Source organism: Frankia sp. AvcI1, from assembly GCF_001420875.1.
In the GTDB taxonomy this organism is placed as follows: Bacteria; Actinomycetota; Actinomycetes; order Frankiales; family Frankiaceae; genus Frankia; species Frankia alni.
This window is the reverse complement of the sequence record NZ_LJFZ01000022.1, coordinates 20,611-41,861: the sequence shown is the minus strand read 5'-3', so window position 1 is coordinate 41,861 and position 21,251 is coordinate 20,611. Positions and strand designations below refer to the sequence as shown.

Sequence of the window (21,251 nt, the reverse complement as noted above, 5' to 3'; positions counted from 1 at the left end):
TGGCGGGCAAGGCAGCGATGTTGAGGCGACCAAACCCAGTCTCGACCGCCGCATTGGGCCTCTCGGGTAGGCCGGCACTCGTCCGGCCTACCCGCGCCTACGGTACCCCGCTCCACAGCGCGTGACCCGCCGAGCACCATGGCGGGAGCCGGCCTGGTTCGCCAGGCCGGCGCCCCGCATCCTGTTCCTGCGCCGGCTCGCCGACTGTGGCCTTCAGATCCGGGAGGTGCGGTTTCCCTTCCGGCGATACAGAGGTGGCTTCGCCGTCGAGATCAGNCTCGACGTCGCGGACCTGCCTGTCCAGACAATCACGATCGTCTTCAGCCTGGCGTCTCCCGAGTCCCCGCACGTCTACACGGACGGACCATCCGACTCGCCACATCGCTATTCTGGCGGCGCGCTGTGCATGTGGTNCNCCNCCGATCCTATAGAACGACGCTGGAGCCGTTCCGACGGCCCGCCTGCCCTTCTCGGCTACATCGTCGCTCACTTGCTTCGCGAAGAATGGTGGCGCCTTACAGGAGAATGGCCGGGGTGCGAGGTCATCCATGCCTGACATCGACGACTGTCAGCCAATATCAACAATGAACAGAGAAAGCGCCAATGCCAACCGCCACTACGTCTGGATCCGCCGTTGCACCATTGCCGTCGATTCAAACCAGCGCCACGACTACCGCTACGGTGACACGGACGCCCGCACCCACCCCGGGCGCACAAGGAGGGACAACCGGCGGACCGGATCTCCTGGCGACCNCAGTGCTCTCCGGCGCATTTCTCGCTGGCATAATCGCGGCGGCGATCAACATCTGGCTTGCCCATCGACGCAGCCGGGAAGAGCAGTGCAACCGCCTGCGCACAGCGTTCGCTGAAGCATTCGCGACGTACGCGGCCTACAAGGAGTTCCCTTACGCCATCCGCCGCAGGCGGACCGATGCAGCGCCGGACGAGAGGGTTCGGCTTTCCGAGGCGCTTCGGGATATTCAAGCCAGGCTCGCCTACCACGTTGCCTGGACGGCGGCGGAATCCGAAACCGTCGGAGCCGCGTACGCCGACCTCGTTCAGCAGGCCCGCGAGATCGCGGGGACCGCGATGAAAGATGCTTGGAGGGGGCCGGCAACAACATCAGACGCGGACATGATTATCCCGACAGCCATAATAGATCTCAGATCTCTAACGCCGTTTGAAATGTCATTCATGAAAGCGGTGCGTGCCCATCTGGATGNGCGAACCCCTTGGTGGGCCAGATGAGACGGAATCTTTCGGTCGGCGACGGCACTTGGCGACTGNGAGACAGCCTGTCGCGTTACGGGCAGTGAGGGTATCGAGCCGCGCGCCCGCCAGACGGGAGCGTGGTCAGGTTTTGACGACCGATGCCCAGCACGACACGGGAAGGACAGCGCACAAGATGGCCCACTTGCAGCACCCGTAGTCGTCCGATTGTACCAATCAGGACTACGGCATGAGCCGGCCTTCATCCGATCCGGACTACGCCACTTCCTCCTCGGCGAAGAGTTCGGCCTGACGAATGATCAGCTCGGTCGCGCCGGGTTCCTGGTCGAGTGGGTACCCGTGAGGAGTAGAAGGTGCTTGACGCTGGTGCGGAGCTTGGCCCGCACCGACGCCTTGACCTGCCAGTCCGTCTTCGCGTCGCGGCGGACGATGNCGGTCGGCTCGTGCGCAATCTTCCGCATCGTCTCGTCCTGCATGACGTCACGGGCGGACTCGTTGTTCGCCAGCGCGTCGTAGAAGGCCAGCTCGTTCTCGGAAAGCCCGGTGTCCTCGCCGCGCTTCCGCTGCTCCTGGATCGCTTTGGCGAGTTCGANGAGCGCGGCGATTACCTGGGACGAGATAATCGCCCGGTTCTGGTACCGGTTGAGCGCGTCGTTGAGCTCTCGGAGAACTTGNGACCCGCGGCGATGTTGCGCCGGCTGATGAGCCTGACCTCGTTGGNGATGAGCCGCCGGACTGCCTCCAGCTGTAGGTGCTGGCGGTCGGAGGTCTCGAACCTCTTGCGGAACTCGCCGTCGATCACGGAGACGCCGGGCTTGCCCAGGCCGGCCTCGGCGAAGATGTCGATGACGCCGGTGCCGGTCATGTGCTGGCTGATGATCTGCCGGACGGCCGTGTCCAGGGCGGCGGTGTCGTGCCCTCCCGGTCCGCGGCTTCCAGCTTCGCGATCTGCTGGCGCACCGTGTCAAAGAAGGCCACGTCATCACGGATGGGCTACGCCTCAACAACTCGCGGAATCTTTGGCTTCAGTCGCTCCGTGACCCCAGTTGCTGCGTTATGGACTAGAATCAGATGGGACTATATTTGATCTCTGGTGAACGCCGGGATGAACTCGGTCGGAAACGGTAGAGGTGCCTCGACCACTTCGCTTTGGTGGATCGCTCATCCTTCAGACGCTCGCCGTAATGAGGGGGCATTGACGAGAGCAGAATTTGGCCCGCCTCCCATCGTTTCGCGTGAGATCCGCGTGCGTCTTGGAAACATTGGTTGCNCCACAGGCNCAGTCAACTTTATAATTCCATCGTTGGGTTGAACGCGGGGGAGAATTCTTGTCAAAAATGGCATCCGACCGTACTGTGAGATGTCCAATCTTGGTGCCAGCAGGAATGGTCGAGCGCGGNCGACGCGGTCGCGGAACAGAGACTGACCGTGGCGGACGAGGCCCCCTCTCCCGCGGTTCCCGGTACGCGGCCAGAAAATTTCCCGCGTTGACTTCCCCCTGGTTAGCCTGGCCTAGGCGGTAAGAGCGCAAGCCCGTAGGCATCCATCCAGTGATCTTCCTCACGGTGTCGAAGATCTTGACCGCTACACTCCAGGGTTCGTCCCGATTGATCTCGATCACCCACAGGCCCTTACGAACCGGNGTAGTCAGCCCCTGCTCCCGCACCCGAATTACGGGTAGACCGAGNGCTCNCAGAATACCGTCTTTTCGCCGTTCGATCTCATCATCATCACGGAACCGGCTCGCGTGGTAGGCGGCGCCGTCATATTCCACCGCTATCCGTCGTCCACCCGCATCGATGAGCATGTCGATTTCGATCTTTGAGTATCTCCACTGATAGCGCTCTCGGACGTCGGACGGGATGTCGAGCTGATACGAACAGAGGTCGGGTANGCCACCAGGGAGACCACCTAGCCGGTCGTCCGGTGGAATCAGGGCGCCGAGGCTATCGATTTCGGCGGCGATACGCGCTTGACGGTCGGAGACACCTCGGCGACGACACCGTGGACAGCCCGTGTCGTTAACCCGGTTGAGGATAGTCGACCGCCAGTTCGGATGTTTCTCATTCGTGAGGCATCGCCACTCATATCGCGCAGTTCCGCCATCATGGCTACCGGGTGACAAGGTCGCCGCGTCGACCGAGCTGACCAGTTCTCTAGCCAGAGTCGGGAACCAGGTCTTGAGACTCGTCGTCTCGTCCACTTGATGTCCAGCGCACACGAGGCAGGCGTCGAGCTGGCCCGTCCGGACCTTGGGTTCGGTGCGCCAATGGTGCGTCACCTTCCTCCATTCTCCGGTCTCGGGCACNACAGTCCACGTCTCGTGTTTCCAGGAAACCTCGCGATTCGAACCCAAGGTCACCTCATCTGGAGAAGCCTCGTCGTCCCACTGGTCCAGTAGAAGCGCAACATCGGCAATCACGCCCTTCTTCTGACACGCGGGGCATCGTGTGCCGCGTGAAATGCGATCTTTTGGCCAGACCTCCCAAGTATGGTGATCATCGAGCGGGCAGACCCATCTTGGACGACCAGATTCCTGCCNGTTGGCAAATCCTGCGGGCATCGTCCAGGGCGGAGGATTATCTCGATGCCATTGCTCACGCAGCATCGGGAAGTCGGCGACACTTGTACGCCGAAAATCGTGCCGCGTCCTCCAGGACTCGATCGCGCGATCTCGCCAGGCATCCCAGTACCTCGTGCGGTCGCGAGAGCGCTGCTCGATCCGAGCGAGGTCAGCGGCGAGGCGCACGCGATAGTGGGCCCATTCTTCAGCCCACCGTCCCCNCTGGCNTTGGAGCATCCTCAGGCGATCGACATCCGTTCCTTCTCCCGAATCAAGGGGAGGCGGAGGAAGAATGAGCTCGCAATCCATGGTCTCGACGTCACCTTTGTTTCGACTTGAACTACTCAATGAAGCCTCGTGGGCACCGCTCCGACCGGCGCCAGGNCATGCTCGTCCCGCGAGGCCGCGGCCAGCAGGCAGCTCCCCTGCCCGGCACGCTCGAACGCGGCATGCAGACTTCCCGCCGAGGGGGTGGAAGCCCGCCCGGCGTGACAGGCATCAAGGACGGCCACAACTCGGGCGGCCTGGCAGTGTTCCCGCAGCAGGTCATTGACGTCCGCAAAAGCCAGCGCCTGATGCCCCACCCGGCCACGACCCAGGTCGATGGTTGCCTGGGTCGCGAGGTGCAACGCCCCCTCGGCATCGAGAACGCCGTGGCCGGCGTAGTAGAGCAGGAACACGTCGCCGGCCTGCTCCGCCGCCCGCTCGATCGCATTGGCAAGCTCGATCGGGTTCGCCGGATCCATCACCGTCGTGACCTGCCCGGCGGGCATACCACACCGGCCGGCCAGCACCTCGGCGAGATCGGTAAGAGTGCTGGCTACCGACGGCAGGTCCGGCAGGAGAGAACCGGTCACATGCCGGCCGGAACCGATCAGCAGAATCCGNCTTCCCGGCCCGGCGAGATCCGAGAACACCACGGCCCCTCGCCTCAGCCCGCCGCCTGTGACGATCCGTCCGGCTCAGCCGGCGGACCGGAGCCCTCGCCCTCACCGGTCTGCTCCGACTCGCCCGTGGCCACGACGCCCAGCTTGTCGAGCAGGGCGCTGACCTCCGCGCTCGTCAGGCTGCGCACGTTTGTCGCGGACAGCGACGCGGACAGCGACACCGACGCGCCCTGCGCGGTGGTCACCGTCGCCTNCACATCACCCCGCCGGCCCTTCAACCAGGTGATCAGCACACTGCCCGCGGTACGCACCCGGGCCGCCGTCGCCACCGCCCACCACCGGCCGCCAGGACCACCAGCGCCTCGATCACTCCACCGGGCATCGCGCCCGGCGGCGCCGCCGCGGGTTGTAGCCGGACCCTGCCTCGCAGCAGCGGCTCGTCCAACAACCAGCCCCGCAAACGACCCAGATCATCCCCCGACGTGCCACCGGACATCTGCACGATCAGATCCACGACGCCCCCCGACGGCCAGCCCACACCGATTGAGATCTTACCGCGCCCTACGCGAAGAGTGACCAAGNGGCGTCACTTGGGTCGGCTGTGACAGCACCAAGATCTTCGGATTCCTGGGAGTGTTGATGTCAGTCCCGCGACGTGGTCATTGCTGCCTGACCGGTCCGTCCTGCTGCGTGCTGCACCACGGGCAGATCACGGTCGGCGCGGACGCGGGAACCTCAAATCGCGCGCCACACGGCCGCNGGGACCTCCCCGCGCGCCAGCGGCGCCGTCGCTGGCCGATACACACCATGGCCGTGTCGCAAGGCGGTTCGTCGCCGAGAGTGCGCGGATGCGCGTCACGGCACACCGCGCAGACCGGCTCCGGGGGCGCGGCAACGAGCGTCGGATTCACCTCGGTCGCGGAGATGATCCGCCGATAGCTGGAGTGCGGGGTCGGACCACCGCAGACATCACAGTGCAAGTAGAGATCTGACCGGGGCGTAGGGCTCCACGCGTCCCGCGCGATGAAGGCAAGNGCCGCGAAGAACTCGCGCACCGTCATCCCGCGATCTTCTGACTCACAACCGCGTGAGTTCCGGCTCCTCCACACGACCCATCATGATCTCACCCGATCAACCAGCCTGTCGGGCGATCGACCTCATACGCCAACAGCCAGCGGAGACAGCTGGTGGGTCTCGACAACCGCGACCCCCAACCGGNCGAACCGGAAACGCGCTTACCCGGACCGGGAACAGGCAAACGCGGACGAACCGCGCTAGCGCTGGNANAACCCGGCACCAGAACAAGCCATCGGAGGCGACGAAGGGCGACGCCGTGGTCGCCCAGGAACCGCTCCCAGCAGCAATAGAGTGCCCCGACAGCCGATACAGGCCAGAGAGCCGCAAGGGGGCACCCTACCGATGGCCGGTCCCGACCACGCCCAGGACGANCCCCGCACGGAGAACACGGAAGCCGGCAACCAAGCTGGCGCGGAACCGTCCCGGAAAACACGACGACAACCCGTCGCCCGCCANATGGTCATCGAGCGGGTCGAGACCATACCCATGACGGCCGAGGAACGGCGAAGAGCAGTCGAGGCGCTCGCCGAGCTGATCCTGCACTGGGAGCACACCACCGCAGCCGCCACCAACGCGGAGGAACACCCGTAGGCCCGGCCGCCGCTCCGGCTGACGTTCCGCATCGCCCTCAGCGACATCGCGCCCTCGGTGCCCGCCCGCTGGCGCGCCCCGGCCGGACCGGTCACACCGACATGATCAGAGCGTCTCGCGCCGAGGGTACCGGGGATGGGTCTCCTGCATCCACGCACGGAACCGCCGGAGCCGCTCCTGATGATTCGCCTTCCGGGGCCTCGCAGCATCCGTACACGGGCTTGATTCAGGGGCACCNCACTTCGGGCACGTGACGAGCCTGGCCCGCCCGACGGTCACCGGATCGGAAGCCGTGCCACCGGCACGCCGACGCCACTCCTCGACCTGGCGGTCGTATTCGGCCAGCGCCTGCTGGTACCGGCCTTCGTGGACGAGGGAGACGCGGGGCGCGGGTAGTGTGTCCGGCTCCGGCGGTCTCCAGTCCGGATCCCGTCCGATCTTGGCAATGACCCGCGACATCGGCCCGTCGTAGTCGCTTCCGACGGCGGTCACGGTGTCCTCGAAGGGCCCGGGGCCGTGGATCGTACGACTGAGCCAGTTCTCGGGCAGGAGCACGCGGTCGCCCGGGACGAGCGGCTCGGCGCCCTCCCACAGGTAGGCATACTTGCCCACCCGTACCTTCATCGNCACCGACGCCCCCGACTGTCTATCGCTCGCCCGCGCAACCAATTTCGCCCACACGGTATCGACAGTCCGTGGGCGTCTGGGCCCGATTCGTACTGTCTCCGCGTGAGGGCGATACAGGTGACCCTCGCGCCGGACGTCGATCGGCGGATGGGTCATCTCGGTTCCCCGCGCCCGTCCCCTAGGCCGCCCCGCCGTCGCCTCCACCCGACTAGCGGGAGGGGCTGTCGGCGGCGCGGCATCGAGCCTGGCCTCGGGCCGTCAGGTGTCCCAGCGTCGTCGCGGCTCCTCCAGCTCGTCCGCGACGAACCTCCGCTGGTCCAGCATCCGGGCGATATTCGCCGACTGCACCGCCCAGCGGCGCAGGTCGGGGCCGTGCGGACGAGCTCCGGTAAGCAGGAGCCCGACCACGGACCTGCCAACTCTCGCAGCGAGGGCCGCGAACGACCCGCACGCTGACCCATCCCAGCCGCGGCGACTACCGACAGGAGTCGACTGCTACAGAGCCAAAGGAGGCTCGAACCACCTGCCCGGCCCGCCGACCTGCAGTTTCGGCGGGCACGAGCACGTCCGCAACGTGCGAACCAACCTGTTTCTGCAGGTCAGGCGGTTCGTCACGCTGCGGGGTGGACCTAACGCACCACAATAAGAACCGTCTGATCTTGGTTCAGGGTCCTGAAATCACCGTCCGCCCGGTCTCCAAGAGGCTCCTGACCAGGGACGATGTCCAGTGAACGTCCGGCCGAAGATATCATCCACTGATTCGAACACCCGTTCCGCACACCTGGCGGGTCCGGGCGTTCCGGTCCGCCTGGTGACCATGATCGTGGGGATCGTTGTCGGGTTGACGTTCCTCTTCGCGTTCGGGAACGTCGCAATGCTCGGTATCCGCCTAGGGGTGCCGACGTATGTCGCGTTCCTCGTGGCGCCGGNGGTGGACCTCTCGGTCGTGGCGCTTCTGGTCGGCACACGCCACCTCGTCCTGCACGGCGGGCCCGCAGGGGTGGTTCGGTCGGCNCGGCGTCTGCTCATATTCTCTAGCACTGTAACGCTTGCCCTGAACATCGCGGAACCCCTCATCGCCGGCCACTACGGCAAAGCCGCGTTCGATGCCGTCGGACCGCTCCTCCTGATCGGCTGGGCCGAGGTAGGGCCCAGCCTGCTCCAGGCCATGCAGGCGAGCACATCAACGCTGGACGGCGAGGCGACGAGCGACTCGTCCGCGTCGATCCGGGCGGTTCAGCCAGTGGTTCCGCAGCTGGCTCGTCAGCGGGTCGGAGAGGGAGTGCCGTCCGCCGAGGTGACGAACGACGGGAACAGGTCTGGCGCGCGGTACCAGGATCTGCTTCACCGGGCACGCGCTGAGGACGTCCTGCACTGGCAGCTCCACCGCCGCCCGATCTCCGCCGAGACGCTCCGCAAGCGGCTCCACGTCGGCGCGGGCACCGCCCGCAGTCTGGTGGCCCAGCTGCGCCGCGATGCTCGGGCTGCTGTCGACAAGGGGACACCCGGACGGTCGGCACCGTCACCGACCTCGTGATGGTGGGCGTGCCACATATCAAGCTCCGTATCGGGCGACCCTGCGTTGAGCGTCGGTGCGNCCGAGTCACGGGCTGNCGACCGCAGACCGACGGCCAGGGTAGCCGCGGTGCACTCGAGGTTCGGTCTCGGCGACAGAGTGTCGCGGCGTGGGTTCGGTGTCACGAGGCGCTGTCTTGGCGCGAGAGGGCGCGTTGCGCGTAGACGCGGGGTCCCGACATCCTCCACTGGGCGAACTGAAGGCTGACGTCGAAGCNGACTCCGACTTCCTCGTTGGTGAGTCCTCTGAACGCGGCGCACTTCGCTGCTTCCTCCGGGATGAGTAGTTCACGAGCGAGGAACATCGCCTCCTTCTCCTCGCCTGTGAAGCAGGAGGTGTCGTCCGTGAGGAGGAGGGTGTCGAACTCGTGTTCCAGGACGAGGTGCGAGATCTCATGGGCGAGGTTTGAGCGTCGCCGCACTTGCTCGTGCGACGCGCTATCAATGACCATCCGATTGGTGCCCGCGGCGACGAGGGCCGCCGACCACTTCGTCCTCCGGGTGAGGGCGAAGTGCCTGATCGCGGCCTCGGAGCACTGGCCGCGATGGTCGCCAAGTTCCTGCAGCGGATAGACGGGAACTCCGCACACGTCGGCGGTCTGGTACGGGTCGAGGCGATCGAACGATCCGATGCCCAGCCGACTGCTCCGCCGGCGCCGGTAGGCAGATCCTTCGCGAAGTCCGCGAGGACGGTGACGTCGACGACGTGACGTCCAGCCTCATCCGTGACGGTCGCCAACCGGCCGTCGGCCGGCAGCTTGCCTGGGCGAGAGGCCTTGCTGCGATGGCGGCGGCGAGGAGCAGGACACATGGAGGTTCGCCGTGCGTGGATCTCCGACCGTGTTTGGTAGGCAGGGGTGGTGGCCCCACCCTCGTCCGCGGCCACCACCCGGCCGGCAATCAGATCTTGGTGAGCAGATTCTCCATGGTGGTGATTTCTATGGTCTGGTTCTTCTGAATGCTATCGGCGAGCTGTTTCGCCGGGGCGTAGCGCCCGTCCCGGATTTCTGTGGCTGCCATGGCGACAGCGCTTCGGTGATGCGCAATCATCATGGTGAGGAACATTCGGTCGAAGGATGATCCGGTCACCATCTTCAACTTCGCCATGTCTTCTTCGCTCATCATTCCGGTCATGGCGTCGCCTGGCATCATGGTAGCTGAGCCGTGGTCGCCCATACCGTGCTCGGAACCGCTGGCGGCGGGGGGTGTGGTGGGCTGCTTCCAGGCGTTCAGCCAGCCGACCATGGTGGCGATCTCCGGGGCCTGCGCCGCGCGGATCTGGCGGGCAAGGGCCTTCACCTCCGGGTTGCTGGCGCGGGTTCCGGCCAAGTCGGCCATGTCGACGGCCTGCCGGTGGTGGGGGATCATGTTCTGGGCGAAGGTGACGTCGGCGGCGTTGTGATCGGCGGTACCGGAATTCATGGTGCCGTTGCTTCCGTCGCTGCCGCAGGCGGCGAGAACGATCGCGGCCAGGGTCGTCACGATGAGCAGTATCAGTCGTTTCATGCTGGTTCCTCGTCTGCTGGATGCCTGTATCCCGAAGGAGTTCGGGGCACGTCGGAGAAGCCCGTCAGGTCCGGGCAGGACGTGTCGGTCTACAGGCGGAGCACGCAGAGTGNGAGGCGGAGGGGCAGTTGGAACGCTGGTCGGCTGGGGGGTGCTCTCCCACGGCGGGGGGAGGCAGTGCGGAGGGCTGCTCGTCGCACCGATGTTGAGGAGAGAAACCGGGTGAGCAGCAACGCGACGACCAGCAGGATCATCAGGCGTAGGAACGCCAGGCACATCTCACCGCCGTGCCCATCATGACCCATCCCCGTCGTGGACGGAGTCATGACCTGCCGCTGCCTGGGATGAGTCGCCGACGAAGCGGCCGGGGATGCGGGCACGTCGGCCTCGTGCATCACCGACGCCCCGGCCTGCTCGGTGATGGTGGCATGGCGGTCGTGGCCCAGGTGCGTGGATAGTCCGCCATGCATGAGCAGAATGCCGAGGAGGACGGGTACGACGAGCAGGAACGGCGCCAGCCCGGCAGTGACGGTCTTGCCGTGGGGCCGGGCNCTCACGGGTCCAGTCTGCCTGACGGAAAGCTGGTCGGCTCGCAGGTGACGGGTCCGATCCTTCTGCGCCGGGGNGAGATCGGCGAGTTAGCGGACCCGGCCAACCCAGTAGGTGGAGGTGTAGATGGGCTGCAGGTTGACGGTGCGTCCGGACTGCGGGGCGGCCCACATGTAGCCGTTGCCGGCGTAGATACCCATGTGGGTGATGTTGGAAGGGCTGCCGAAGAAGATGAGATCACCGGGCTGCTTGCCGGATTTGGGTATGCGGATCGTGGCCTGGAACTGNTGNTGGGCGGTACGGGGCAGGTTCCGGCCGAGCTGCCTGTAGACGTACTGGGCGTAACCCGAGCAATCGAAGGCATACGGTCCCGCGGCGCCCCAGACATAGGGTTTGCCCTTCTGAAGTGAGGCGAGGTAGACGGCCTTCGCGCCGATCCCGCTCGNAGGAACCTCGCTCACCACGGAAGGCGTAACCGCAGTCGAGCTCGAGGTGCCTGTGCGGGTCTGCTGCGAGGGGGCCGGTGCGGTGACGGTGACGGTCACCGCACCGGCGAGGGAGGGACGCAGAGCGTCCGATCCGTCGAACACGGCGGTGATCGTCGTGGTGGACAGCAGCCGGGCCGAGATGTATGCCTCGCCCGCGCCATTGGTGCGTAGCCGAGCGGTGGTGCTCCACTTCGGGCCGTCGACGACCGCGATCCGCACCGTTTCGTCGGCGAGCGGGGCCTGCCGGTCCACACTGACCGCACGAACCGTGAAGATCACGGGCGAGTTCGGCGTGATCGTGGAACGATCGGAAGTGATCGACAGGGCGGTGAAACTGGACGCCGTGGCCGGAGCTGCGATCGCGCCGACCGGCGGTGTGGCCTTGTCGTGCTGCGTGGGCGGATGCGGGCGGCCGATCATGTCTGCCGCGGTGACCGGTGTGGAGGGCATCGCCGGGACGGTGTCGGAGGTGGCCAGGGCGAAGCCGGTGGATGCGGCAGCGAAGCTGCCCGTGGTCATCAGAGCGAGGGTCGCCGTTCGGCGTCGCGCCGGTGTCAGGCGTGCTGAGCGTAGACGGAGTTGCTCGGCGCCCCNCAGGAGGCGCGAGTCACCAGCGTGCCCNCTGTCTCGAGCCGGTAGACCGTCCCTACCAGTGCGATCCATCCGCAATCCTCCTTGGCCCCCATCCGATACGTACTACTATGACATGTAGCAGATCGGGCGAGAACGGANGGCCCCCCAACGCCGGAGCATCATCGAAGAGTGGAAGAAGCGGCGGAGAGGCGACGATTGCCGACCTGCCATCACTACTACTGAGGTCAGGAACCATGGTTCGGACGTCAGATGGTCGGAGGGCTNGCGGACGCGGTCTCGCCTGGGAGCGTGACGGCCACTCCTGATCGGTGAACGCCGGTCATGTGGTTGGCTCGAAGAGCGCCGTAGCGGCACTGATCGCCGTTTCGGGGGCTGGATGTGAGAGGAAACGGACGTGGTGGAGCAGCTCGGTGACCTGGAGGCCGAGATCATGGACCGGGTCTGGTCCGCCCGGGGGCCGGTGACCGTGCGCGACGTCCGTGGGCTGCTCGCTCGTCCTCTGGCTTACACGACCGTGATGACTGTGATGGATCGGCTCTTTCGCAAGGGTTGGCTGCGGNGGGAGCGGTCGGGCCGGTCCTACCGGTACCAGCCGGCGCTCAGCCGCAGCGCCTACACTGCGCGGTTGATGAGCGAGGTGCTTTCCGGGACGGAGGACCGGGGGTTGGCGCTGCTCCATTTCGTCGAGACCATGGGCGCGGCGGAGTACGAGTCGTTGCGCAGTGCCGTGCAGTGGCACGAGGCGCGGCGGATGCGGGGCGGCGACTCGNNATCCCCAGCATGATCGCCGCCCTGCTGGCGGTCTACGCCCTGCTCGTCGTCTATGGACTGCCGCATCCGTTGAGGCGGGCAGTCTGGACGTCCCGCGCACCCCGGCTCGCGATCACCATGTGGCTCGCCGCCGGGGTGTCCGCCGTCCTCGCCGTGCTCCTTGCCCTCGTGCTGCTGATCGTGCCCGCGCACACTTTCGGCGACCTACTCATCCTGCCGGTGCAGTGGTGCGGCTGGGCCGACCATCACCTGCCCTCTCTGACCTGGACCGTATCGCGGACGGTGGGGACCGCAGGCATCGTCGGTGTGCTGCTTCGACTCGGATATGCCACCGTCGGCGTGACTCTCGTGCAGCGTCGGGCGCGACTGCGTCACCGCCGCGACGTCCGTCTCGTGGGCCGTTTCCTCCCGACGCTTGACGTGTTCGTTCTCGACCATCCGCAGCCCAGCGCGTTCTGCCTGCCGGGAAGAGGCGGGACCGTCGTGCTGAGCGCCGGAGCGTTGCATACCCTGCCACCCGCCGAGCTGCACGCGGTGATAGCTCATGAGCGGACGCATCTCTACGGCCGTCATCACCTCGTCATCACCGGCGCGGTGGTCCTTGCTCGGGCGTTCGGGTTCGTCCCGCTCTTCGCCGATGCGCACGGCGAACTGCGGCGGCTCGTCGAACTCGCCGCCGACGACGGCGCAGCGCGACACTGCCCCCGCGACGCCGTCGCGCATGCCGTCCTGCGTCTCGCCGCCCCACCCGCCACCGCGTTGGGCATGGGAGGAGGCACCGCCGTGCGCCAGCGAGTCCTGCGCCTGCTCGCCGCACGAGAACCACTCGGCGCTCCCGCGGTCGCGGCGCGGGCGCTGTGGATCGCTGCGCTCCTCTTCTTGCCTCTCGCGGCCATTGCCCTACCCGCCCTCAGCGACCTCGGCTACCACTGCGCCTGACCCGGGGTGCTGCGCGCTCCTGCTGCTTATCCGCGAAGGGCTACTCACCGACGGAGTCGCCGCGGCGTTGAACCAGACGCTCGTCGCCGTCTCGGTCGGCATCGTCGTGCTCGCGGTCGCGTTCTGGGAACTGCACCAGCGCCGCCGCCCCGCGGCGGCCGGAGACGCCGCAGCCTGCAGCTGCGGCGGATGTGCCTGCTGACCCAAGGATCCGTGTATGACGTTCAGCCGCGCGCAGCACGCCCAGCCCCGCTCGGTGGTGGTCCTCCCCAGGCAGAGGGCCACCACCGTTCCACTTCCGACGGGCGATCGGCTCGGACCATCCCGTTCCCACCGTGGTCCGGGCTTCCGCTCAGTGCCTGCCCGACCACCAGCCCGGGAGACACTCGGAGTCCTGACCAACCGTGTTACTACTGAACGCGGCCGACGGAGTAAGACGACGTCCAAATCTTTGANAGTTTCACCACGTCGCCGGTCTTCGGGGCGGCCCACATCTTTCCGTCGCCCGCATAGATTCCTTCATGGTAGATGCCGCCGGGCTGCCCGAAGAAAATGAGATCACCTGGCTGTTCGGAGCCCTGCGCTATGNGGGTGGTCGCCGCGTACTGTTGGTCGGTGGTACGGGGAAGGCTCTTACCAAGCTGCCTGTAGACGTACTGCACGAGGCCGGAGCAGTCGAAGCTGCTCGGTCCGGTCGCACCCCATACGTATGGCTTGCCGGCGTGCAATGACGCCAGGTAGACCNCTTTTTCCCCGATGCTCGTCGCCCCGGTGGCAGGTCCGGGAGGCGTGGACGCAGACTCAGTAGAGGTGACCGCGGTTCGCGTCTCGGCCCTGGACGCAGGTTTTGGTGACGCCGTCATCGGCGCAGTCGGCTGCGGCCGGGGGCGGACCCGGATGATCGCCGGCCCAGATGTCGCGGTCCCGAACGAGTCGTTGCCGGCGAACAAGGCCCTGACCTGGGTGGTGGTCAGGACCTTCGCGGTATAGCCGGCATAGCCGCGCCCATCTGTCCGAAGAATCTTGAACGTCGTCCACCCCGTCGAAAACTGGGCCTGCACGAGGATGTCCTGGTTGGCTACCGCGCTGCCCGATTGGTCGGTCAGCCGGAATCCGACCTCGGTCGGCTCGTCGGCATCGACTGTCAGGTCGGCGACGGCTGGGGCGAGGGACGCCGAAGCTCGTGCGGTCGCGATGGCGGGAGCACTCTGGCGCGGCACCAGCGACGTTCGGACCGCGGGAGTGACGGTTCTGCTTCCCACCGCGGCGCCGAGAGCGCCCGCGGCGACCCTCGTTTCCCCGGTTTCCGGGTCAGCGGGGGAGCCTTCGAAGGTGCTGGCCATGGCGACACCGGATATCGCCATCGTGCTCGTGGTGATCACGGCCACGGTCGTCCGGGTAGAGGTCCGCGCGAGCAGTGACCTGGCGTAAGAGGAAGCACGGTGTCGTCCCCGCCCCGATCTTGCAGATCGCCCTTCGGAGGAACAGATTTCGGCCGAATACACGTGAGCCCTTTCCCAGACGCCTGCGAGGTGAGCTGTCGGGTTCGGGCGGGAAGCCCGGCCGAACGCACAACGACGTCCGGCTTCACCCCGAGGGCGGCCGTCGAGGACGGGACGCCCGGAGAAACGTGGTTCCCCCGCTCCTGTCCCGGCTGCGCATGGAGGGGCCACCGGACCGGGGACAGGACTCGGCGTGCGGTCCGATGCTGCTTGGCGGTAACACGTTACCACTACGCACCATAGTAGGAAGAGAGGGGCGAGTTGACAACTGGCAACAGATGCCGAGCCGCGATGGCGGGGTTGACCGCTGGCCCGCCACAGGCGTGGGGATCACGAGGGACGCGGCCCGCGGGACCCTGTAGAGGGCCAAGTTCCGCGAAGCGCACGAACGCTCCCGTCGGGCGCGGAGTACAGGGGGCGACCGGTGACTGCTTGCAGCGAGCGCAGGAGGCCGCCGGCCTTGCCTTGCGCGCCTAGCATCTGCANCCCGGCCTACTACGAGCCGTAGTTGATCGGGTCGGCTCTCAGTGGTTCCGGGCTCTCCGAGTCCTGTCCCAGGTTCACAGGACCCCTTGCCTCCGGGCATGTCCAGGGGTGTCAGATCGTGAGCGGGCTGNCTGGGCTGCGCGCGGAGCGCGCCGATCGTCGGGCCCCAGAGGATGACCTCCAGCCAGTCACATGTGCCTGATTCTGGCGGGTGTACATGGCTCAGCGGGTGAGCGACGGGGTGTGNGCTGTACGTCCAGCGGAGTGCGTCGGTGTCGTCGAGGGGGTAGTGAGGGTGCCCGGTAGTCGGAGGCGTTTGAGCAGAATGGCGTTGACGGCGACGATGATGCTGGACCCGGACATGGACACCGCGGCGATCTCGGGCCGCAGGACGAGCCCGAAGGCCGGTTCGAAGACGCCGGCGGCGATGGGGAGCGCGATGGCGTTGTAGCCGACGGCCCAGGCCAGGTTCTGGCGCATTTTGCGCAGGGTGCCGCGGCCGATGAGCAGGGCGGCCGGGACGTCGAGGGGATCGGAGCGCATCAACACCACGTCGGCCGTCTCGATCGCGACGTCGGTGCCGGCGCCGATCGCGATGCCGAGGTCGGCCTGGGCGAGCGCGGGGGCGTCGTTGACGCCGTCGCCGACCATGGCGATCCGCCGGCCGCCCTGTTGGAGCTTGGCAATCGTGGCGGCCTTGTCGCCGGGGAGGACCTCGGCGATGACGGTGTCGATGCCGAGCTGGCCGGCGATCCGGTTCGCGGTGGCCTCGTTGTCGCCGGTGAGCATGATGACCTCGACCCCGGCCTCGTGCAGAGCCCGCACGGCCTGGGCCGCCGTCGGCCGCGGGGCGTCCGCGAGCCCGATGACCCCGGCAGGTCGGCCGTCAACGGCGGCGAGCACCGCGGTCCGGCCGCCGGCGGCGAGAGCGTCGCGGCGCTCGCCGAGGTCTCCCGGCCGAATGCCTTCTTGGGCCATCAGCCGGAGGTTGCCGACCGCGACCCGCCGGCCGTCGACGGTGGCGACCGCGCCGTGNCCGGGGACATTGACGAACCCCTCCGCCCGCGCCCGCGCGACGCCCTGGGCGTCGGCGTGGCGGACCACGGCGGCGGCCAGCGGATGCTCGGACTCGCGTTCCACCGTGCTCACGAGCCGCAGCAGCTCGTCCTCGGTGATACCGCCGGCGTCGACGATGACGTCGGTGACCTCGGGTTCGCCCTTGGTCAGGGTGCCGGTCTTGTCCATGACGACGGCACCGATACGCGCCNAGGACTCCAACGCGGTCGCGTTCTTGAACAGGATCCCGCGCTTCGCGCCGAGCCCGGTACCCACCATGATCGCGGTCGGGGTGGCCAGCCCCAGCGCGTCCGGGCAGGTAATGACGACCACGGTGATCGCGAACAGGACGGCGTCCCGGGCCGGCCGGTCGCTGGCCAGTAGCCAGACCAGCAGTGTCGCGAGACCGCCCGACAGGGCGACGAGCACCAGCCAGAACGCGGCCCGGTCGGCCAGGCGCTGCCCCGGCGCCTTGCTGTTCTGCGCCTGCTGGACGAGGGCGACGATCTGGGCCAGGGCGGTGTCGGCGCCGACCTTGGTCGCGCGCACCCGCAGTGTGCCGGTGGTGTTGATGNTGGCCCCGATGACCCCGGCGCCGGCAGCCTTGTGCACGGGGAGGCTCTCCCCGGTGACCATCGACTCGTCGACGTCGGACTCGCCGTCCTCGACCAGCCCGTCGACGGCGATCTTTCCGCCGGGGCGGACGAGCAGCAGGTCGCCGACGACGACCTCGGAGGTGGGCACCTCGACCGGCTCGCCGTCCCGGACGACCAGGGCCCGCTCCGGCGCCAGTTCGAGCAGGGTGCGGATCGCGTCGTTCGCGCCACCGCGAGCGCGCATCTCGAACCAGTGCCCGAGCAGCACGAACGCGGCCAGGACGGTGGACGCCTCGTAGAAGACGTCACCACCGCCGGTCAACGTCACGACCAGCGAGTACGTCCAACCGGTACCGATCCCGACGGCCACCAGGACCATCATGTCCAGGGTCCGGCCCCGCAACGCCCGCACCGCACCGTCGAAGAAGATCCATGACGCCCAGCCGATCACCGGCAGGCTCAGGATCAGCTGGAACACGTCGTCACGAAGCCCGAACGGCGCAGCCACGTGGAAGCCCAGCACGTCCCGGCCGATCGACGACCACAACAGGATCGGCACCGAGAAGACCACGGCCACCAGGAACCGGTTACGCATGTCCGCGGCCATCGCCGCCATCGACATCCCGCCATGTCCACCGTGACCCATCGCGTCGTGCGGNGAGCCCACCGGCGTCTCCGGTGCCCCGGCGTGATGGTGGACCGGTTCGGCGAGNGGATCGCAGACATGCTGCGGTACAGATTGACCCCTGCAGTGATACCCACAGTCACGTACCCAGTCGGCAAGCCGGGCTGCCGACGTCCGCTTCGGGTCGAACCGCACCGCCGCGGTTTGTGCGACCGGGTTGACCACTACCTCGATGACGCCCGGTTGGCGTCCCAGCACCGACTCGACGCGTGCCTTCTCGGTCGCCCATTGCAGCCCCGAGACCTCCAGGACGGCGGTCGAACCGTCGTCGCGAGGGCCGTCCGGTCGATGCTGCTGCACGACTGGCTCCATTTCGTCTCGCGGGCCGCGTCGACGCCAACGCCACTCACGACGTTGGGTAGTAGTCTTCCGGCCCTTTCGTGGAGCGTGAGACATACCCTCCCAGGGTACCCTCCCTGCGAGCACCCAGCTGTGTCTGTGCGGTGAGCTGGTCCTATTCGNCAATGATCGTGGAGCATCCTTGCGCTTCCGGCGCGCCGTCATCTAGATCGGATAGTCGACGGTAGGCAGGTCGTACTATGCATGGTAGGAGGTGGGTGTCACGGCCCCGGACGAAGCTCGCAGCATGGGCTCGGCCATGGGCAGGCAGCCGAGCAGAGACCGGTGGCCTGCCGCATGGCGGTCCGTAGGGCTCGCTGTCGCCGCAGCGGCAGTGCTGGTCGGTGTCGTCGCCATGCATATGGGCTTGGCCCCGGTGGCGATCGAGCCGCCGGTGGGAGACGTGCACGCTATCCACACCATGGCGACCCTCGTCGCCGGCCGGCCCGCCGACGACGTTGTCATCCGTCCAGACCAGCATGCCGTCCACATGACGGCCGAGTCCCGCTCAGACATGGTCGGCGCCCAGGAGTCTGTGCGCCTCCCCGCGCTGACTGATCGGGATGGGATGGCAGCACACGCCGGCGGCGTCTGCCTGGCGCTGGCGGTGCTGGTGCTGTCGTTGCTCGTCCTCGGCGCCTGGCGCGCCGGCCGATCGACGGCGGATGATGCGCCGCTCAGCGCACGAGATTCGCTCATGCCCTGCCGATCGCGACCACCGACTCCTTCACTCGCACAGTTGTGCGTTCTCCGGACGTAAAGGGTCGGACCCGGTAGCTCCCCGGGACCGATCCTGCTCACGCGGCCGGGCGTTTCCACGCCCGCCGGATCCCGCGATACGTCTGGAGTATCGGCATGTCCTCATACAGACCCAGGACACCGGTGTCCCGGTGGTCCACCCGCCGCCGGCTACTCACTTTTCTCGTGGCCGTCACCGTCACGGCCGTAGCAGTCATTACCGGTCTGGTCGTGAACCAGACGAGCAGCACCCACGAAACATCCGTATCCCCATCGTCGCAGCAGGTGACCGATGTCGAACGGGCACGTCCGGTGTCCGGTCGGACCGTCACTCGGGAGATCACCGCCCGTCAGGCGACGGTCGACATCGGCGGGCGGAAGGTGAACACATGGACCCTCGACGGCGTCCTGCCTGGCCGCGAGCTGCGGGTGGGGGTGGGCGACCGGTTGCGGGTGACGTTGCACAACCGTCTCCCGGCCGAAACCTCGCTGCACTGGCACGGCCTCGAGCTACGCAACGATATGGACGGCNCGCCTGGTGCGGGCGGCCCTCCAGCGGTGGCGCCGGGCGGGACCTTCACCTATGACTTCGTCGTCCCATCCCATCCGGGTACGTACTTCTTCCACAGCCATGTCGGTACGCAGCTCGACCGGGGGTTGTACGCACCGCTGATCGTCGAGGATCCCGCGGTCCGAGGTGATGACGATGCCGACGCGGTGCTCATGCTCGACGACTGGACCGACGGTCTCGGACGTTCCCCCGACCAGGTGCTCGCGGATCTACGAGCCCGGGGCATGGCTGGCATGTCAGACAAGGGCAGCGACTCGACCGGCATGCCCGGTATGGACCACGGCTCGATGGACGGTACGGGTTCCGGCGACCCGCACACCGGCGGCATGGGTCCGGGCGAAGCGGACTCCGGGGATGTGCAGTATCCGGCCTATCTGATCAACGGTCGCAGACCGGAGGTCCCCTACACACTCGCCGTCCGGCCCGGACAGCGGGTCCGCCTTCGGCTTGTCAACGCCGGGTCGGACACGGTTTTCCGGCTCGCTGTCGGTGGTCATCAGCTCACCGTCACCGACGCCGACGGAAGGCCAGTCCAGCCCGTGACCGTCGACACGCTGCTGATCGGCATGGGCGAGCGTTACGACGTCGTCATCACGGCCGACACCGGGACCTTCCCCATTTTCGCCGCTCCGGAGGGGAAGGACGGCATGGCGATGGCCGTGCTGCGCACGGCGGCAGGAAGCATGCCAGATCCAGCGGTACGACCAGCCGAACTGAACGGCCGCCTGCTGTCCTACCGCGACCTCACCCCCGTGCCGAACGACGTCCTTCCGGCCCGCCCCCCGGATCGGGTGCTGAACGTCGATCTCGGTGCTGATGCGGTCGGCTACCGTTGGACGATCAATGGTCGGACCTTCGAGAATCGGTCCGCTCTGCAGGTGCGTCAAGGTGAACGCCTCAGGCTGGTCTTCCGAAACACAACGATGATGAACCATCCGATGCATGTGCACGGGCACACCTTTGCCCTACAGNCGCCAACGTCGTATGGAGCCCGCAAGGACGTGGTGATTGTCCCACCGATGCAGACGGTCACGGTCGACCTGCAAGCGGACAATCCCGGCCAGTGGATGGTCCACTGCCACAATTCCTACCATCAGGCGGCAGGAATGATGACTGTGCTGTCCTACGTGACGAACTAGGAGCCAGCGGCCGGCCCATCGGCTTTCCCTTCCTGGCGGCGCCGATGGGCTGCCTGCCACTTTCAGGCAAAGCGGTAATATTGGTAACCGGCGCCGGCGACGAAGAGGCGCAGGCGCCTACCTTCCATGCATTGGACGAGCTTCGGGGAGGCTATCCACGTCTGGACTACCTCTTCCGGGGCAGCGACAATCGTGGCCGTTGTGGTCAGGCCGGGCTCGGTGGCCTGACAGTGCCGGCCGTTTGCTCTCGGTGAGATAGCCTGGCGCTGTGATGGCCAGTCGCGACAGGATGCTGGGATGGCGATCCGTCGCGNCTCTCCTCCTGCTCGCGGCGCTCGCGAGCTCGCTACTCTCGGCGTTGCTGTGCGGGTCTGCGGAGCACTCGGCGCGCGGCTTTGAGGCGCTGGGCGGCGCCAGCCTCGTGAGCGTGGGAGAACGCCCTCATGCTTCATCCGCGGTGGGCGCAGAGAGCCATCATGATGGCGAATTCCATTGCCCTGACCGGATCGCCGATCTGGTTCTCTTGGGCGCCACGGGTTTGATCCCCGCTGTGGGTTCGGTGTTCGCGCTGGCTGCAGCCGTCTTCCTGCTGTCCGCCCTGGTCTTGTTCGTTTCCGGCTGTCCCCGCCTCCGGCGCCAGACGGTTGCTCCTGACCGCCTCCCGTGTCGGCTGGCACAGCTGTGTGTGCTGCGAACCTGATACTCGCCTCGCTTTGAGTACGGACGTCTGATCGCCCCTGCG

10 protein-coding genes, 14 pseudogenes and 1 riboswitch are annotated in these 21,251 nt (G+C 67.0%); of the genes and pseudogenes, 10 read left to right on the top strand and 14 right to left on the bottom strand.

Annotation, left to right across the window (positions count from 1 at the left end; translation table 11 throughout):
• Positions 1-7,233: 7,233 nt before the first annotated feature.
• Positions 7,234-7,383, bottom strand: a complete 150-nt coding sequence (locus UK94_RS34000) for a hypothetical protein (RefSeq protein ID WP_011602564.1) — start codon at positions 7,381-7,383, stop codon at positions 7,234-7,236.
• Positions 7,384-7,720: 337 nt separating this feature from the next.
• On the opposite strand from UK94_RS34000, the pseudogene UK94_RS60415 reads away from it, so the two are divergent.
• Positions 7,721-7,904, top strand: a pseudogene (locus UK94_RS60415) (hypothetical protein); the annotation flags it as partial.
• An 86-nt stretch (positions 7,905-7,990) separates the two neighbouring features.
• Positions 7,991-8,512, top strand: a pseudogene (locus UK94_RS21015) (hypothetical protein); the annotation flags it as partial.
• Between the two features lie 160 nt (positions 8,513-8,672).
• Here UK94_RS21015 and UK94_RS74585 read toward each other — a convergent pair.
• The 6 genes and pseudogenes from UK94_RS74585 to UK94_RS60395 all read right to left on the bottom strand — a co-directional run.
• A pseudogene (locus UK94_RS74585) lies at positions 8,673-8,767 on the bottom strand (hypothetical protein); the annotation flags it as partial.
• Between the two features lies 1 nt (position 8,768).
• The coding region (locus UK94_RS74580; protein ID WP_268761539.1) for an ImmA/IrrE family metallo-endopeptidase at positions 8,769-9,140 on the bottom strand (372 nt) is incomplete at its 3' end.
• 310 nt (positions 9,141-9,450) lie between these two features.
• On the bottom strand, positions 9,451-10,056 hold the full coding sequence (locus UK94_RS21005) for a DUF305 domain-containing protein (RefSeq protein ID WP_055751211.1): 606 nt from the start codon (positions 10,054-10,056) through the stop codon (positions 9,451-9,453).
• Positions 10,057-10,694: 638 nt separating this feature from the next.
• Positions 10,695-10,892 (bottom strand): annotated as a pseudogene (locus UK94_RS60405) (NlpC/P60 family protein); the annotation flags it as partial.
• Between the two features lie 4 nt (positions 10,893-10,896).
• Positions 10,897-11,042, bottom strand: a 146-nt coding sequence (locus UK94_RS60400; RefSeq protein ID WP_235489076.1) for an NlpC/P60 family protein, incomplete at its 3' end; no start/stop codon positions are given.
• Between the two features lie 9 nt (positions 11,043-11,051).
• A pseudogene (locus UK94_RS60395) lies at positions 11,052-11,612 on the bottom strand (glycoside hydrolase); the annotation flags it as partial.
• A 469-nt stretch (positions 11,613-12,081) separates the two neighbouring features.
• Here UK94_RS60395 and UK94_RS60390 point away from each other — a divergent pair.
• From UK94_RS60390 to UK94_RS74575, 4 genes and pseudogenes are all read left to right on the top strand, one after another.
• Positions 12,082-12,246, top strand: a pseudogene (locus UK94_RS60390) (BlaI/MecI/CopY family transcriptional regulator); the annotation flags it as partial.
• A 1-nt stretch (position 12,247) separates the two neighbouring features.
• Positions 12,248-12,456: pseudogene (locus tag UK94_RS60385) on the top strand (BlaI/MecI/CopY family transcriptional regulator); the annotation flags it as partial.
• A 2-nt stretch (positions 12,457-12,458) separates the two neighbouring features.
• Positions 12,459-13,397, top strand: a 939-nt coding sequence (locus UK94_RS20985) for a M56 family metallopeptidase (RefSeq protein WP_313949563.1), incomplete at its 5' end; no start/stop codon positions are given.
• 67 nt (positions 13,398-13,464) lie between these two features.
• Entirely contained in the window at positions 13,465-13,599 is a 135-nt protein-coding gene (locus UK94_RS74575) for a hypothetical protein (protein WP_256790068.1), read from the top strand.
• Positions 13,600-13,853: 254 nt separating this feature from the next.
• Here UK94_RS74575 and UK94_RS60380 read toward each other — a convergent pair.
• The 7 genes and pseudogenes from UK94_RS60380 to UK94_RS60350 all read right to left on the bottom strand — a co-directional run.
• Positions 13,854-13,985 (bottom strand): annotated as a pseudogene (locus tag UK94_RS60380) (NlpC/P60 family protein); the annotation flags it as partial.
• 1 nt (position 13,986) lies between these two features.
• Positions 13,987-14,059 (bottom strand): hypothetical protein (locus UK94_RS60375; protein WP_235489074.1); only part of this gene is annotated, 73 nt, incomplete at its 3' end.
• 845 nt (positions 14,060-14,904) lie between these two features.
• Positions 14,905-15,066: riboswitch (cyclic di-AMP (ydaO/yuaA leader) on the bottom strand.
• Positions 15,067-15,632: 566 nt separating this feature from the next.
• A pseudogene (locus tag UK94_RS60370) lies at positions 15,633-16,420 on the bottom strand (HAD-IC family P-type ATPase); the annotation flags it as partial.
• Position 16,421: 1 nt separating this feature from the next.
• Positions 16,422-16,652, bottom strand: a pseudogene (locus UK94_RS60365) (HAD family hydrolase); the annotation flags it as partial.
• A 1-nt stretch (position 16,653) separates the two neighbouring features.
• A pseudogene (locus UK94_RS60360) lies at positions 16,654-17,015 on the bottom strand (ATPase P); the annotation flags it as partial.
• A 1-nt stretch (position 17,016) separates the two neighbouring features.
• Positions 17,017-17,632: pseudogene (locus tag UK94_RS74570) on the bottom strand (ATPase P); the annotation flags it as partial.
• A 118-nt stretch (positions 17,633-17,750) separates the two neighbouring features.
• On the bottom strand, positions 17,751-18,034 hold a 284-nt coding region (locus UK94_RS60350; RefSeq protein ID WP_235489007.1), incomplete at its 3' end, for a heavy metal-associated domain-containing protein.
• Between the two features lie 361 nt (positions 18,035-18,395).
• Here UK94_RS60350 and UK94_RS20970 point away from each other — a divergent pair.
• The 4 genes and pseudogenes from UK94_RS20970 to UK94_RS60335 all read left to right on the top strand — a co-directional run.
• On the top strand, positions 18,396-18,821 hold the full coding sequence (locus tag UK94_RS20970; RefSeq protein WP_055751207.1) for a DUF6153 family protein: 426 nt from the start codon (positions 18,396-18,398) through the stop codon (positions 18,819-18,821).
• Positions 18,822-18,916: 95 nt separating this feature from the next.
• Positions 18,917-19,330 (top strand): annotated as a pseudogene (locus UK94_RS60345) (multicopper oxidase domain-containing protein); the annotation flags it as partial.
• A gap of 1 nt (position 19,331) precedes the next feature.
• A pseudogene (locus UK94_RS60340) lies at positions 19,332-20,341 on the top strand (multicopper oxidase domain-containing protein); the annotation flags it as partial.
• 1 nt (position 20,342) lies between these two features.
• The coding region (locus UK94_RS60335; RefSeq protein WP_235489071.1) for a multicopper oxidase domain-containing protein at positions 20,343-20,509 on the top strand (167 nt) is incomplete at its 5' end.
• Between the last annotated feature and the right edge of the window lie 742 nt (positions 20,510-21,251).